Source organism: Pedobacter sp. ISL-64, from assembly GCF_018613605.1.
Taxonomy (GTDB): Bacteria; Bacteroidota; Bacteroidia; order Sphingobacteriales; family Sphingobacteriaceae; genus Pedobacter.
This window is the reverse complement of the sequence record NZ_JAGGPU010000004.1, coordinates 357,314-374,546: the sequence shown is the minus strand read 5'-3', so window position 1 is coordinate 374,546 and position 17,233 is coordinate 357,314. Positions and strand designations below refer to the sequence as shown.

Annotated in this window: 11 protein-coding genes; all 11 read right to left on the bottom strand. The window is 39.7% G+C overall.

Annotated features, from left to right (window positions below):
• Positions 1–246 precede the first annotated feature (246 nt).
• Positions 247–1,035: an NIPSNAP family protein gene (locus J7E57_RS06190; protein WP_215126085.1), complete on the bottom strand. Its 789-nt coding sequence runs from the start codon at positions 1,033–1,035 to the stop codon at positions 247–249.
• 135 nt (positions 1,036–1,170) lie between these two features.
• Positions 1,171–3,468: a S9 family peptidase gene (locus J7E57_RS06185; RefSeq protein ID WP_215126083.1), complete on the bottom strand. Its 2,298-nt coding sequence runs from the start codon at positions 3,466–3,468 to the stop codon at positions 1,171–1,173.
• A 76-nt stretch (positions 3,469–3,544) separates the two neighbouring features.
• Positions 3,545–4,993, bottom strand: a complete 1,449-nt coding sequence (locus tag J7E57_RS06180) for an APC family permease (RefSeq protein WP_215126081.1) — start codon at positions 4,991–4,993, stop codon at positions 3,545–3,547.
• 41 nt (positions 4,994–5,034) lie between these two features.
• Positions 5,035–6,816: a DUF885 family protein gene (locus J7E57_RS06175; protein WP_215126079.1), complete on the bottom strand. Its 1,782-nt coding sequence runs from the start codon at positions 6,814–6,816 to the stop codon at positions 5,035–5,037.
• Positions 6,817–6,903: 87 nt separating this feature from the next.
• Entirely contained in the window at positions 6,904–7,806 is a 903-nt protein-coding gene (locus J7E57_RS06170; protein WP_215126077.1) for an AraC family transcriptional regulator, read from the bottom strand.
• A gap of 642 nt (positions 7,807–8,448) precedes the next feature.
• On the bottom strand, positions 8,449–9,690 hold the full coding sequence (locus tag J7E57_RS06165) for an NAD(P)/FAD-dependent oxidoreductase (RefSeq protein ID WP_215126074.1): 1,242 nt from the start codon (positions 9,688–9,690) through the stop codon (positions 8,449–8,451).
• A 39-nt stretch (positions 9,691–9,729) separates the two neighbouring features.
• Positions 9,730–10,731, bottom strand: coding sequence for a 4-hydroxyproline epimerase (locus J7E57_RS06160; protein ID WP_108196890.1), 1,002 nt, complete (start codon positions 10,729–10,731; stop codon positions 9,730–9,732).
• A complete protein-coding gene (locus J7E57_RS06155; protein ID WP_215126072.1) occupies positions 10,724–12,310 on the bottom strand; it encodes an aldehyde dehydrogenase (NADP(+)) in 1,587 nt (528 codons plus the stop codon). Before J7E57_RS06155 ends, J7E57_RS06160 begins: the two co-directional genes overlap by 8 nt.
• Positions 12,311–12,324: 14 nt before the next feature.
• Positions 12,325–13,242, bottom strand: coding sequence for a dihydrodipicolinate synthase family protein (locus J7E57_RS06150; protein WP_215126071.1), 918 nt, complete (start codon positions 13,240–13,242; stop codon positions 12,325–12,327).
• A 472-nt stretch (positions 13,243–13,714) separates the two neighbouring features.
• On the bottom strand, positions 13,715–15,391 hold the full coding sequence (locus J7E57_RS06145) for a M1 family metallopeptidase (RefSeq protein WP_215126070.1): 1,677 nt from the start codon (positions 15,389–15,391) through the stop codon (positions 13,715–13,717).
• 325 nt (positions 15,392–15,716) lie between these two features.
• Positions 15,717–17,114: an aminopeptidase P family protein gene (locus J7E57_RS06140; protein ID WP_215126069.1), complete on the bottom strand. Its 1,398-nt coding sequence runs from the start codon at positions 17,112–17,114 to the stop codon at positions 15,717–15,719.
• Positions 17,115–17,233 lie beyond the last annotated feature (119 nt).

Genomic DNA, 17,233 nt, shown 5'->3' with positions numbered 1-17,233 from the left:
ACGGAAGCACAGATTTACACGAAATTTAATTGCTTTGAGCTTTAGCCTTTCAGCTTTTACCTTTCTTACCATTAAGCAGTTAAGAACATTAAGATTTCATGGCTCAGATCCTGCAGTCGTCCTCCTGAACTTGTTTCAGGATCTAAAATTACGCCATTCTGAACTTCTGAATCTTTCTGGTTAGTTTGTTTGCCACGGAAAGTACAGATTTACACGAAATTTAATTGCTTTCAGCTTTTACCTTTCTTAAAAATCTGAATAGTCTGTCGGGTAAACAAATTTAGTATCGTTTTTAGAAACATTGTGCTGATACTCTGGCATTGCAGAAAGCTTTTTCCAATATTCATCTGCCGAGAAAGCCTTCCAGTGTGCATCTCTATCTGCCCTATTTTCGAAAGTGGTTAAATACATTAGATTAGGCATTCGACTACCAGCGATCACTTCTCCATAAAATACTGCATTAAAATTAAGTCTTTTAAACAACCCGATTTCATCGCCCTTATTAAACATTTCAACTTTATTCTTAAAATATTTCTCCGTAGGTGCCTCGTAACTCCTTAATTCGTACACCCTTTCTTTCATCGGCGATTTTAGATTAGGAAGCATAAAATGAGGAGCATCCTCAAAAGCCTTTAAAACAATAGATTCTAATCGCTCGTAAGGAGCCTCGCTATAAGCTGCATCAAGGTAGGTTTTACCGTCAATAGCATATTGTTTATCTTTGGCTAACTTTTCATCCAGCTCCAAAACGCCATTGAATGATTTCAAAGGAATAAATACATAAATAAGCTTTTCTATAACTGCAGCCTGATCGCCTGCAATGGGTTTAAACACGCCTACTTTTGTAATTCCAATACGGTGCAACGCGGGTAAATATGCATTCTGAAGATAATTATCCACTGTTTTTTCTTGCGCATCGGTTTTCAAGTGGTAAATTTTGATCTGATAGAAATCTATCTTCGATGCATTGCCCGCAAACGCACTGAACAGTAGAACAAGTAAAAACAGACTGGATATTTTAATTCTTTGCAACATGTTTAAAGGATGATTAGATATAATGTGCCAAAGTAACAATTATTTTTAATGATCGAATGAGAGAAAGATTGTGTTATAAATTTTGAATGAACAAATGGCCAACAAAAAAGTAGCTAATCACCTATCAACCAACGACTATTGAACTAACAAATTCGGGTTTGGTGGTTCGGCATGCAATAAATGTTTTACAAAGAAATCGCGTTTACGCCTCCGTCCGTAAATACCGCCATCGCTATGACCCATACCCGGAATGCTTAATATATCAAAGTCTTTATTTGCTTTGATTAATGCATCGGCAAGTCGATAGGTCGATTCTGGTGGTACATTTTCATCCGCTTCACCAACAATTAAAAATAAATTACCCTGTAATTTTTGTGCATTGTTAATGTTAGATTGCTCTCCATAGTGCGGCCCTACAGGATAGCCCATCCATTGTTCGTTCCACCATTGTTTATCGATGCGGTTATCGTGACAACCACAGGCAGAAACCGCGGCTTTATAAAACTCGGGATGAAATAACAGTGCACCAGTTGAGCTTTGCCCACCCGCCGAAGTGCCATAAATCCCCACTCTTGAAATATCGGCATTTGGATATTTAACGGCCATGGCTTTCATCCACAATATCCGGTCAGGGAAACCTGCATCTGCTATATTTTTCCAGCATACATCGTGAAAAGCCTTAGACCGGTTGGCGGTACCCATTCCATCAATCTGTACTACAATAAAACCTAATTCGGCAATGCTCTGCATTTCACTGGCAGGTAAGAAACTTTTGGGCACAAAACTATCATGAGGACCTGCGTAAATATTTTCGATAACAGGATAAGTTTTGTTCGGATCCATTTTTGAAGGGAAGCAAACAATGCCCCAAATATCGGTTATGCCATCTCTTCCTTTAGTCACAAACACTTCAGGCAGTTTAACTCCTGTAGCTAAATAAATAGCTGTTTGGCCATGTTCAATTTCGCTTATTTTTTTGGTGTTAGCAGTTAACCTTAACTCGCTAACAGGCGGTACATTTACCTGAGAGTAAGTATCGATATAATATTTGCGGTCAGGAGAAAAACTGAGGATATGATTACCTTTTTCAGGCGTAAGATTCACCAGTCCCTTTCCATCGAACCCGATCCTATAATAATGGATAAAATAAGGATCTTCACCAGCATTCATTCCATTTGCTCGGAACCAAATCTGGCGTTTAACCACATCTACACTATCGATATCCCTAACTACCCAATTGCCTTTGGTAACCAGCGTCTGTTTTCCTGTTATGCCATTAACCAGATAAAGGTGTTGCCATCCATCCTGCTCACTGGTCCACAATATTTCATTTGTTTTAGGTAAGTAATGGGTATAAATTCGCCGCTCATAAATGAAGGTTTTTGTTTTTTCGTCGATAATGTTTTTGGTTTTTCCAGTTAAAACATCTACTTCAATTACCCTAAAACGTTGATGACCGCGATCTACTTTCTCATAGGTATAATACCTGCTGTTATTATTGCGCCAATGCAATTCTGGTGCACCAAAGAAATCTATCGGATCTGCATCTACTTTAATGGCAGTTTTAGCCGCTACATTAAAAACATAGGGTTGATAAGCAGTAAAATCGTCACCAGGCTGTGCATATTCTCTTGATTTTAATTCACCACGGGTAGTGCCAGGAACCGAACTTAATACATAATGTACTTTTTTAGTCTCTTTCGGATTGATTTTATAGGCAACAATATTTTTGCCATCAGGCGACCATGCAAATTCGCCATATGGTTTATCGGCACTGCCATCGGTACTCAATTGGGTTTCTGCTTTGGTAGCCAGATCAACCACAAATATATTTCCGCCCTTTATGAGAATTTCATTTTTACCATCAGGCGATTTTCTGGCTTCACGGTTCCGTTGCCAGCGCGATCTGCTTTGCTGCAAAGGTCTTTTGGCATTGTAACGATAAATTGTAGTGTCTTTGGTATCCACTAAACTGTAATCGCTCAAGTTTAATTCGTACCATTTATCCTGTAATTTTAGTTTTGCTGTATTACCCTGATCGGCGAAATACAATTCAGCAAACTGAAGTTTTAATGGATTCTGCTTTTTACCCGTTATCTTTTCTATATTTTCAGCCAGTTTATTGTTATCAAATGCCGGTTTACGTTTACCTGTTGCAGCATCTACATAATAATATTCCCACGTTCTGTTAGGAAGGTTTTTTTTATACCAAAATGCACTCCCATCTTTTTTCCAAAAGGGAAAAAGATCGTTATTGGTTGGGATATTGCGTAATGCGGTATCCAGCTTAGTAGATAATTGATAAGCATTTACCATTTCAGCAGCACTTGGTGCATAAGGATGTAAACCCACTTGCTGAGCCAGCAGCTGAAAGGAAACAAAACTTAATAAGATGATCGCTATTGCTTTTCTAGCGCTTGGATAAGTGGTCATTACAGATTTTTTGTGGTAAATATAATGCTACGGCTTTTCTGATTTCCTTTAGATTTTGATGAATAACATCAATATTTTAACCGTTCACATCAACCGCTTTTTTTGCTTTCGAATCCTGGCGGGCAATACTTCCTTTAATCAGGTAATAAACCGGTATACCAATTAAAGTGATGATTAATCCAGGCCAGGTAAATTTAGGTTTAAAAATAATCAGCAATACACAAAAAGCCAGCCCCATTATCATATAGATGATCGGCAGCACAGGGTAGCCAAAAGCTTTGTAAGGCCGCTCGGCATCAGGTCGCTTTTTACGGAGGATAAAAATTCCGAAAATGGTGAGCATATAAAACATCACCACCACAAAGGAGATCATATCCAACAGATCGCCATATTTTCCGCTGATACACCATAAACAAGCAAAAATACACTGAATCCATAGCCCAAAACCAGGAACTGCATTTTTGTTGAGTGTACCTACTTTTTTAAAGAAAAGCCCGTCTTTGGCCATTGAGTAATACACCCTGGCACCAGCCATAATTAAACCGTTGTTGCAACCGAAAGTTGAAACCATAATCATTAATGCGATAATGATGGTACCAGCGGTACCGAAAATATGGTTGGCAGCAGAAACCGCCACCCGATCTTTATCAGCATAGGCGATATCATGTAATGAAAGTACCCCGGTATACATTACATTGGTAAGGATATAGAGCACTGTTACGATAATGGTTCCTAAAGCTAAACTCAAGCCAATATTGCGTGCAGGGTTTTTAATTTCGCCCGCAATAAAGGTAACGTTGTGCCAGGAATCGCTACTAAATATCGAACCCACCATTGCTGCTGCAATGGCACCAAAAGCCGCCAAAGTGGTATAAGATCCAATATTTCCATCTGCAGATAGCGGTCCTAAAACCCACATATTTTCCCAGTTGGTTTTCCAGATTCCTTTATCTAAAAAGAAAAGCCCAAATGCGATAAGACCAAACAGACTTAGCAATTTGGCCACCGTAAAGGTGGTTTGGATCACTTTACCGCCGTTTACCCCCCTATTGTTAATATAGGTGAGTAATATAATCACCCCAATGGCCAATAGTTGAGCGGGTGAGATAGTAAAGAAACCTAAATCGATGGCTACTAAATCTTCACTTAGTGCAGGCACGAGATATGCGGTAAACTTGGCAAATGCCACGCCTACTGCGGCAATAGTTGCCGTTTGGATTACCGTAAAAAAACTCCAGCCGTATAAAAAACTGATCAGCGGATTATATGCTTCCTTTAAATAAATATATTGTCCGCCCGCTTTTGGGAACATGGCACTTAATTCGCCATAACTCAAAGCAGCGGTAAGTGTCATAAAGCCTGTAATTAACCAAACCACTAACAGCCAGCCAGAACTGCCTACATTCCGGGTAATATCGGCACTTACAATAAAAATACCTGAGCCGATCATACTTCCGGCTACAAGCATTGTTGCATCCATCAATTTAAGTGAGGGTTTAAATTGTGTGGTTTCTTTTTCAATCATGTTTTTTGTTGCTTGGTGGTTCAAATGGTTGGTGAGTTTATTTATTTAAGTTGGCCGTAAAAATACCAAGAGGTAGTGAAATCGCGGGCTAAAGGTTGGTTGGTTAAAGTAGCCCTGATCATTTCTACAGGAATTAAGTTTTCTTTAATCACCGCATCGTGAAAAGCTTTAAAACTCATCTTACCACTATCAACCAGTTCTTTTTTCAGGGCAAAAAGCTGAAGACCGCCGGTAAGGTAAGCCACCTGGTACAAAGGACTATAATCGCCTTTGAAAGATCTTCGCACTTCGCCTTCTGCATTGGCGCGTTCGTGCCCTACACGATCGACCAGAAAATCGACACACTGTTGAGGAGTCCATTTACCCAGATGAAAGTTTAGCGAAAAAAGAATCCTGGCACAACGGTGCATGCGCCAGAAAAGCATGCCCATTTTTTCTTCGGGAGTTTTGGCAAAACCTTTATCGTAGAGTAAAAGCTCCCAGTATAATGGCCAGCCTTCTACACTAAAAGGGGTTTTAAAAGGATCGCGGTAGCTTTTATAACGGTTATTGATAAAATACTGATAATGATGACCGGGCAAAAGTTCGTGCTGTACCGTTCCCCTTGAAAAATAAGGATTGTTACCACGCATACTCATTAACTTATCATCTTCTTCCATCGAATTTGTTGGATAAGAGATACTGATTTCGCGCCCACCAGTAAAAAATGGATTTACCAATTGACGTTCTGCCGACATCATGACCATACCCCAGGTTTCTTCAGCAAGAGCCGGAATATTGATCAGATCGTTGGCTTTTATAAAGCTTAAGGCATCATCCTGTAGTTTTACAATCAACTCTGGCTGTTTACCTAAGGGTACGTAGCTATTCTTGATTTTTTCCTGAGCTTTTTTCCAGTCTTTACCGAAGCCCATTGCTGCTGATGCTTTTAAAAGTTCTTCGTCGCAAAACTTAAATTCTTTTTCGGCAAGCTGAATCAGTTCTTCTGGTGTATAAGGAATAAGCTCTGCATTTAATTGCCTGATCAGTTCTTCCCTTCCGATGGGATTTCCCTTAATTTCTGGTTTGTTTGATTTTGCCGCAGCTACAGGATCTCCTTTATCGTTAAAGGACTTGGCGTAATTGGTCAAAGCAAGATCTAACCTTTCGTAAGGTTTAGGTGCCCACCAGGTAAAACCAGGTTCATAATCCATATAAAACTGATAAAAACCTTTTAAACGGTGTTTTAAACTCAAGGTTATGGCCGTTGCCATTTTAAGCTGATCGGGTTTGAGGCTTGCTTGCTTAGTGAAATTTTGGCTCAGGGTATCAATCTGCTTCGCGATTTCGGTCATCTGGACAGCCAGTAAAGATCCTTCTTTATAAGTGCCCCTTCTTCTTAGTTTTTCGAGTGCATAAATTGCATCGGCGAAGGTGAAATATTTAGACAGGGCATTATATTCTGTTTCCTCTTTACCTAAGAGCCAAACAGAAGATTCTATCTGTTTTTTAAGGAGGATATAATCTACTTTGCCATAAATACTAAAGCCTTCAAATTTGGCTGATTTTAACTTACTTAAATAATCTTTATTGATGTCTTGCAGGCGTTTTCTTTGTTCCGGGCTTTTAAAAGTAGTCATCGGAAAAGAATAAGTACCTCCTGCAGAATAAGGATAGTAGAAATCGTTAATGGCATCCACATCCCTTTGGTAGCCTACTATCAGCGTACCCATTTCGCTGGTTTGTTCGTACAAACTTTCGTTTGAAGTTTGGGCTAATACAAAAGTACCTGATAACAGGCTTACCATTAACAAAAGGGCAAAAAACTTCAATTTGTTTTGCATTTAGAGTTGGTTAAATTTAACGAATAGCATTTGCCTCCATTTGAAAAAATGGCTAGCTTTTTTTTAAAAAATAAAAGTGTTTTTTGTTTAAGCGCCTACGTAGCTCACCCTGCTCACATTATTATAAGTATCGATGTATGCTCTTGGCGACTGGCCAATAATACTTTTAAATACCCGGTTAAAATTGGTAATACTATTGAAACCAGCTTTATAGGCTACACCTGAAATACAATCGGCTTTCTCACCCGAAATAAGGCTTTTACAGGCATCGTTAATTCTAACTTCGTTTAAAAAGGACACGAAAGTATGTCCGGTATGTTTCTTAAAATACCTACAGAAGGCCTGAGGAGTCATAAACGCGGCATTGGCTACATCTTCTAAAGAAATTTGATTGTTGTAGTTTTCGGTGATGAAGTTAATGATCTTGCTTAATCGCATCCCTTCATTTTCGGTTACGTTAGAAGAATACATATCCGAACATAACGATTCTACATTCTCATTTAAATCCTGAAGACTGTTAACCAATTTCAAGAAGTTAAACAGCACATCAACTCCTGACGCCTGGTGAACATTGAACATTTTGGTTACCATGTTTTTAGTAAAAGCAGCAGGAATTTTGAAACCATGTTTGTGTTTAGCTAAAAAGCCACTTGCCATCTTCATTTCGGGGAGATTGAACAAAGCAGCTAAAATACCGTTAGGATTAAAGTAAATAGAACATGCTTTGATTGTTTTATTGTTATCAGCAGAGAAATATTCGGGGTTGCTTTTAAAAAGATGTGGAAGTTTTGCCCCAATTACAAAAATATCACCTGATCGGAAAGCATGCATGTCATTCCCCGCAATTAACGTCCCCTCTCCCTTTTCTATGTAAGTAATCTGCCACTCATCATGTCGGTGCAGATATTGGTAAAAATATGGAAGTTCAATATGTTCCGATATCACACTCTTATCATCGGGAACAAGCATGGTAAATGGTAATACTTTCATAATTTTGGTTTAGTTGGTTGAGTTTGATTACGAATTGAATGTATAAATATTAACTCAAATAAACCAATAAAACTTAAATAAGGTTAAAATCCTGCTACATTTTGATAATATATGACGGATTTGATGATGAATTCTAAAGCTCGTAAATCACTATATATTTAGTTAACCTGCTGTAAAGCAAGATCTAAAACGATTAATCTGAACCAACGTTCAGCCATTTTGGAAACGAGATACACCACCAACAGAGATTTTTTAGTTTATACAGTTCGATATGCTGATCTGGATTTGTAATCCGGACCTATGTATTGTGGATTTTTAATCCACTGGCAAAGAGAACGGAAAGTCCTAATTTTGGAGACGGGATTACAAATTCCGACTAACAGCGTTGAAGAATTGTAAAGAAACTGAGTGAATTGAAGGAAGAGACTGTCTCAAAATAACAAATTCAGAAACATTAAAAAATTAAATTTGGCGGTGTCGTCATGCTCAGCTTGACTGGGCATCTTAATGCTTTGCTAGAGACTTATTTTTTGCCGTTCTATCGCATTAAGATTCCCGTTTTCACGGGAATGACGACCTTTCAAAATATTCTGCCAAAAACCTCCAAAATTAATTTTGAGATAGGCTCTTTCTATGGGTATACTATCGCGCTACTGCAAATGGCTCCATTTTTAGATCAGTAGCCATGCCTGAAGCAATCTGGCTAACCAACAAACCCGTTGCGGGGCCTAAACTTAACCCCATCATACCATGGCCGGTAGCGATAATTAGATTTTCTCTTTTTTCGCTTCTGCCAATGTAAGGCAAACCATCAGGTGATGACGGACGGAAACCATACCAGATATCTTTTTCTGCCGGAAGTGCGGGGTTTAAACCTGGAAAATATGCTGGAACCGATTCTACAATCCCTTTAACCCTTTGCATATTAATGCGGGCATTAATTTTATCTAACTCCATTGTGCCGCCGTACCTAATCTGTCCGTTCATTGGTGTTATGGCCACTCTGGCTTCACATAACAATGCCGGAATAGTTAGCCGTTGCTGAGGTTCCGGTTCCATAAAAGAATAACCTTTGCCTGGCATTAAAGATATTTTAACATCGGCCATTTTAGCCACAGCAGGCGACCATGAACCAGTTGCCAAAACGTACTGATCAGCTTCCCAGGCGGTATTGCCTGTAAAAACCTTCATAATGCGATTGCCAACCGTTTCAATTTTATCAACCTCTCTGCCACGTTCTATCTTAACACCATTATTTAGTAAATATTGAAGCAAAGCATTCATCAACTTTGTTGGATAAAGATGTGCATCGCAACGATAATGTACTGCGCCTAAAACATCTAATTTTAAATCGGGTTGTAATGCGCGGCATTCTTCGGCTGTTAACACAGCCATATCCAAACCTAGTTCAATTGCCCTTGCGGCTAAATGCGCTTCTTCTTCTCCTGCTTTTTCTGTTTTATAAAATGCCAGAATGCCGTTGTTGGTTAATTCGAAATCGAAATCAGGCTCTTTTGCCAAGCCTTCATATAGTTTTTTGCTCAGTAACGATAAATCGCGTAAAGGTGCTGCCGATTGGCTTACGTGTTTTGCCGTGGCATGCTTCATAAATTTCAAACCCCAGTTAATGAGGTTCCCATTTAAAGATGGGCGAACATAAAAAGGGCTTTTGCTGTCAAACATCCAACGAATACCCTGTTTTATCATGCCCGGTGCAGCCAAGGGTACAAAATGGCTTGGTACAATCATCCCGGCATTACCAAAAGAGCAGTTGTCGGTAATATCTCCTTTATCTAAAACTGTAACTTCGTAGCCTTTTTTCTGCAGATAATACGCTGAAGTTAAACCTACTATTCCACCACCTATAATTAATACTTTCGACATTCTTTTAATTTATACTGCTGATATTCTTTTAAAAACTCACTAAATCACCTGAAATCCATGTGCATATGGATCATCTTCGGCATCTATTTTAATGGTGTTGTAACCATAAACTTTTGCCCAGCCCTCTACACTTGGTATAATAGCTTTAATTCCGTTTAAGTCTACAACTTCTTCTACTCTTCCGATAAATTTGCTACCTATAAAACTTTCGTGGATAAAATCTTCTCCTTGTTTTAATTTTCCTTTAGCAAACCATTGTGCTAAACGGGCTGAGGTGCCTGTTCCACATGGCGACCGATCGATGGCTTTATCGCCATAAAAAACTGCATTCCTGGCGGTTGATGTAGGATCGATTGTTTTACCTGTCCACAACACATGGCTACAGCCATTTATCGTTGGATCTAAAGGATGTACAAAAGTATATTGTTCGTTGATGCGTTTTCTGATGGTCTGGCTCCAGGTAATCAGTTGTGAAGCGGTGTAGTTTTCCAGTCCCGGAAAATTTTCCTGTGGGTCGACAATGGCATAAAAGTTACCGCCATAAGCTACATCAAAAGTAAGTGTACCTAAATCCGGGCATTCTACTTCTAAATTTTCTGCAGCCAGGTAAGAAGCTACGTTTTTCAGCTTAACCGATTTAACCTTTTTACCTTCTTGCTTATATTCAATTAAGACTAATCCGGCCGGGGCCTCCATTCTGATCACACCTGGTATTTTGGGCTGAATCAATCCTTCCTCTATGGCAATAGTAATGGTACCAATAGTACCATGGCCGCACATTGGAAGGCAGCCACTGGTTTCGATAAAAAGCACAGCTACATCATTGGCTGGATCGTGAGGCGGATAAAGAATACTGCCCGACATCATATCATGGCCGCGTGGTTCGAACATTAAACCTGTTCTGATCCAATCGAATTCTTTCAAAAAATGCTGACGCTTTTCGCTCATATTTGAGCCAATAAGCTGAGGGCCGCCGCCTGCAACTAACCTAACCGGATTTCCGCAAGTATGTGCATCTACACAAAAAAAAGTTTTACTCATGAGATTTCGTTAATATCTGGTTAACCGTTCTGAAAATACCTAAAGGATTTCCGTCTTTCAATTCATCTGGCAACAATTCCTGTTCCCAATCCTGATAGGCCAATGGCCTTCCAAAACGGTTGATTGCTGTTGAACCAACTGAAGTAAAACGACTATCGTTGGTAGCAGGAAACGGTCCACCATGTTGCATAGCTGCACAAACTTCTACGCCTGTAGGCACACCATTTAAAATAATTCTTCCGGTTTTATCAGTCAGCTTATTTACCAAAGTTTGATAATGCTGAAGCTCCTGTTTTTCGGCCATTAGGGTTACGGTAAGTTGTCCTTCCAGAACATCAATGACTTTTTCAAGTTCAGCAATATCCTGAGCAACAACCAACAACGAATATGGGCCGAAAATTTCTTCACGAAGTTTTGGATTTTTGATAAAATCAGCAGCACTTACCTGAGCAACTTTCGCCTCCGATTGATTTTGAAGTTCACTATTTTTTACTGTTGATGCCGATAAAAGCGCAACGCCACCTTCATTTACTACCTCAGCTGAAAGTTTACCATAATTATTGGCAATACCCTCGGTAAGCATAGTTGCAGATGGAATAGTTGAAATTGCCTCTTTTAAAACGGCTTTAAAATTTTCGAGTGCCGGCGATTGAACCGCTAACAACAGACCCGGGTTGGTACAAAACTGACCAGCGCCCAAAGTAATTGATGCCGCATATTTTTTAGCCAATTCTTCTGCCTGGTTTTCTATTGCCTTGGGAAGAAAAATTACCGGATTAATGCTTCCCATTTCGGCAAAAACCGGAATAGGTTGTTCGCGCTGTTGAGCAAGATTAATCAAGGCCATTCCTCCTTTAAACGAACCTGTAAACGTTACTGCTTTTGTTAATGGATGCTGAACCAAGCTTGCTCCAATGTTATAACCATCATCATACAACAAAGAGAAAACACCTTTAGGCATTCCCGTTTTTTCGGCAGCTTTGATAATGGCACCGCCTACCATCGCACTGGTTCCGTAATGTGCGGGATGTACTTTTACAACTACCGGGCAACCAGAAGCTAGTGCTGATGCTGTATCGCCACCTGCAACTGAAAAAGCAAGTGGAAAATTACTTGCACCAAAAACTACTACCGGCCCGATTGGGATCAGCATTCGTCTAATATCAGGCCGTGGCAAAGGTTGCCTTTCAGGCAGGGCAGTATCAATAATTGCATCAACCCAAGAGCCTTCGGCAACCAGATTGGCAAATAACCTTAACTGGCCTGTTGTTCTGCCCAGTTCGCCCTGTAAACGACCTAAAGGCAAACCGCTTTCTGCCGAAGCCCTGTCTACCAACTCTCCGCCAAGATTAGCGATTTCATCGGCAATAGCATTTAAAAAAGCGGCTTTAAGATCTTTATTTAGGCTTCTATAGCTTTGGAAAGCCGATGTTGCCGATGTTAAGGCATCATTAACAAGGCTATCGTTCGCTTTAAAAAATTCACCGTCAAGCGTTAATCCCGTTGCGGGATTAACAGCTTTAAGGCTTCTTTCATTAACTTCTACATAAGTGCTGGCTACAATATTTTTTCCGTTCATATTTGGTTTTTAAACTATTTTCCCCAGCTACCTGCAGGTAGTTCTGGACGAACAGCTAATGCATCGTTAATAATTTTCAATACTTTTTCTCTCTCTGCGCCACTTATTGGTAAACGGGGTGCACGAACAGCTTCTGTACCTAATCCGGTTGCTACCTCAGCTAATTTAATGTACTGTACCAATTTTGCATGAATATCCAGCTCAAGTACAGGCAAGAACCAACGGTAAATGGTTAGCGCCTCAGCAATGCGGTTTTCTTTAATCAGTCTGAAAATGGCAACTGTTTCTCTCGGGAAAGCATCTACTAAACCTGCAACCCATCCGTGAGCCCCCATCACAATACTTTCCATCGCCAATGGATCTACTCCAGTAAAGATTTTGAAGCGGTCGCCAAAGCGATTGATTAACCGGGTTATGTTCGATACATCTCTTGTTGATTCTTTGATCGCCTGAATGTTATCATATTTTGTCAAAACCTCAAACATATCTAAGGTTACTTCGATTTTATAATCGACAGGATTGTTATAAATCATGATCGGCAGACTTGTGCTTTCAGCAATGGCACCAAAAAATGCCAAAGTTTCGTCTGGAGCAGCATTATAGCGCATTGGCGGTAACAACATTAAACCTTGTGCGCCAAGCGATTCTGCTTTTTTAGCTACTTCGATTGCTTTTTTTGTAGTCGACTCTGCAATGTTCAATAAAACCGGCACTCGGCCATTTACCACAGTTAAGGTATGTGATAACAGACCGAACTTTTCTTCATCGGTTAATACACTAGCTTCGCCAAGCGATCCACCTAAGATAATCCCTTCAGCACCTGCTTCTAACTGCGCTTCGATATTTAAATCGAAAGCCGGAAAATCTAACTCATCGTTTGCTGTAAATTTTGTAGTTACAGCAGGGAAAACCCCAGTCCATTTGATACTCATTGTAATGTTATGTTTTTAATAATTATGATTCAAAAAATTAATCTAGCCCGTTTAACCCAAAAGCCGGGTAATTGGCAAATCATCATTTAATTAAATATCGGTAATAAATCCGTTAAACGACATTCAAAGTTAGGTGATTGCTAAACAGTAGTATTATTGGATTTTAACCGATATTGGCTATAAATGCGCCATTTAAAGTAGACACAATTGATTTAGAAAAGCTGAGGCTCTTGTAGGAGAAATGAGATATAACAAAAAAAGGTATCCTTACGAAAAAGAAGAGTCTGCATCATAAAAGCAATTTCTCCTTAGATTATGTCATGTTGAGCCTCCCGATGAAAATCGGGACAAGTAGTCGAAACACCTTAAGAGGTATTTAAACAAGTCCTTCGACAAGCTCAGGATGAAAAATCTATAATTATTATGATACAGCCTCTTTAATACCCTACTACACAACCTATTTTATGATCAATTATTTTGTGTTTTTCACCTCTAGGTAGTACATAAATTCGATACCCGATTTTGTAAAAAGCGCATCCTGACCTTTAACCAATGTAACCTGTTGCCAGTTTTGCGAAGGAATAATTTTAAGCGTTTTAATACCTTCTTTTTTCAGGCTTAAAGGCAGATTGAAACCTTTAACGCAATTGCTGTAACGGTAAAAAGCTTTACCACCTTTAAGGTAATATTCGAATGTAGGAACTTGTATCGTACGCAGGTACTGATCAAAAACTTTTGAAAAATCGCACCCTGCTTTTTTAGAAACATAATTTTCGATCTGAGTGGTGGTTACCGTTTTATGATAAAAGGTTTGGTTGAGCCCACGCAATATGGATCTAAAAAGTTCGTCGTTATTTAAACTATGCCTGATGGCGTGTAACATGTTCCCTCCCTTTGGATACATATCGCCACTGCCCTGTGCATTTACGCCATAAGGGGGAATAATAGGGCTATCATTCCGGATGCCTTTTCTGATCCCAAAATTGTATTCATTCCCAGCTTTATTGCCAAAAATGTAATCTACAAAAAGGGTTTCACTATAGTTGGTAAAACCTTCGTGCACCCACATATCGGCCAGATCATTAGTGGTAATGTTATTGCCGAACCATTCGTGCCCGCTTTCGTGGATAATGATGAAATCCCACTTTAAGCCCCAACCATCGCCCGACATGTCTCTTCCTCTATAGCCAAACTTATAACCATTGCCATAAGATACTGCCGATTGATGCTCCATTCCAGTGTGCGAAGCATCGATAAGTTGATAACCATCTTCATAAAAAGGATATGGCCCAAACCAATGCTCCAGACTTTTCATCATTTTATGCACCTGGTCGGGCATATAAGTTTTCGCTTTTGGATAATTGTAATCGAGTACCCAATAATTCACATCTAATGCACCTTTTTCACCAGCATATTTCTCCTTAAAATTTACATATTTGCCTATGTAAGGAATGATGCAATAATTACTGATCGGATTTTTAACATTGTACTGATAAGTCACGGTACCATCGTGATTATCCTTCTTGAATACCAGGCGCCCATTCCCTACCGCTACCAATGTATCGGGAACAGTCATCGTTAAAGAAGCGCCCAGATTAGGCTCGTCGCTTTGATGATCTTTATTCGGATACCATACTGAAGCGCCTAAGCCCTGGCAGGCCACCGTCATCCACGGACGCGAAAGCGAATCGGTGGTGAAGATAAAACCACCATCCCAGGGCGCTCTTTTAGCCTGATGAACCTTTCCATGGTAAAAAATATGAACATTATTCAGTGCAGATAACTTTTGCGCTGGGACATGCACATACCAAACACTACCAACATGTTCGAATTTCACCTTCGAACTTCCGTTGTACAGCACACTATCAATAATTAATGGCTCCTGCAAATCGATCTGCATGCGGGTACTGCCATTATTATTACCAACCACTTTGTACACAATTTTATTCGAGCCCGTTATACTTTTATCATTATAATCGGGTTTAACAGAAAGTTCATAACGCTGTACATCCCACCAGTTACGTTCGGCATTTAAGCTTCCCCTTAAGGTATCGGCTAAAGTGTAAACCTTTTTTGGCGACTGTGCAAAAAGTATTGAGCTGGATAGTGCGAAGAGTACTATTAGGGATATACGTGTTAATTTTTTCATATCTTTTTGCTGGTTATCATATTGTAATAGTGTACTAATAATTTGAAAAGCAATTGCAGTTTTTCATAGGTTACGGCAGTCCTGCTATCTCTCCTGCTCCGATGAAGGATCGGGAGCATCCGTTCTATCAGGTTTATTTAACCCTGGTTCCTGCTAAACACCCATTTCCTATTCTGTGCACCAGCCTAAGTTTTTAGCCCTGACAGGAGCGGGCATCCCGATTTTTTCATCGGGATAAAGCGGATGGCAGGAACAAACTTTAAAAAAAGCGAAAAGCGCTGCGCTCCAAAATAAAAAATAGCAGTTACCCCTAAAAACTCACTAATTAATAAGCTCGTGCTCTAACCTCTTCTATTTCATTCGTGGTTAAGGCCAAATGTTTTCCCAACATCCGGCTTCCATTTTCGGTTACCAAAAAATCATCTTCTACCCTGATGCCGCTAAAGTTTCTGAACTGTTCCAACTTATCGTAGTTAATGAATTCGGTAAATTGGTTAGCGGCTTTCCAACGGTCTATTAATTCGGGAATAATATAAATACCTGGCTCTACCGTTAACACATATCCAGCTTCGAGTGCTTTGCCTAACCTCAACGATTTTAATCCAAACTGGGTGGTATTTTTAGTCAGTTCATCGGTATAACCCACATATTGCTCACCTAAATCTTCCATATCGTGCACATCTAAGCCCATCATATGCCCTGTTCCACATTGAAAGAACATGGCATGCGCACCGGCTTGCACCGCATCGTCTATATTACCCTTCATCAGGCCAATATCTTTTAAACCCTGTGCCAACATTTTACACGAGGCCAAATGCACATCTAAATATCTTACGCCCGGCGCCAACATGTTTTTGCCATGCGTGTAAGCATTCAATACAATATTATACACATCTTTTTGCTCGGCACTAAACTTTTTGCCTACCGGAAAAGTACGCGTAAGATCGCCCGCATAACCTAAAGCTGTTTCTACACCAGAGTCGTTCAAAACCAGTTGACCTTCCTGTAGCTGATTGCCATGATAGTGGTTGTGCAAAATTTCGCCACGAACAGTCAAAATAACCGGATAAGCCAGATTACCGCCCGAAGCCAATGCAGCACCCTGAATTTTTGCCGCAAGTTCGCGTTCGTACATGCCGGGTTTTGCCTGTTGCATTACCATTAAATGGATATCGGCCGATATTGTTGCTGCACGGTCTAATTCTTCAATTTCTTCAACAGATTTAATCGATCGTTGTGCCACAACGGCTTTAATAAAACTAAGTGATGCTTTTTCTTTAAGCTGATCGACAGGCAAATTAAGCCAGCTGGCCAATTTAATCTTATTCTCTGAGCGGTAGGGAGGTAAGAAATGAACCTGACGCTTTTTGTCTTGGTATTGCTTAAGATAAATGTCCAGTTGCGCTAAAGGCAGAACTTTGGTCAAGCCGGCATCCAAACTTTTTTCTTCAAGTGTTTTCTGTCTGCCCATCCACACGATATCGTCAATTCCCATTTCATCACCGAAAAGGATTACCTGATCTTCATCAAGATCGACGATAGCGCCCAATGCTGGCTCACTTATACCAAAATAGTATAAAAAGGTACTATCCTGCCTAAAATGGTAGGTATTGTCCTTATAATTCATCGGACTTTCTTCATTACCCAAAAAGAGTAATATTCCCGAATTTATCTTTGATTTTAATGCTGCTCTTCTTTGGAGGTAAACTTTCTTTTCAAACATATTATTTTGTGTTAGGCAAATATCCCAAAAGCTATTTTTATTCAATAACAATTAAATATAATGGCTAAAATATGGGAGGTATCTGCAAATTATAAGCTATGGTTATGGCACAAAAATCA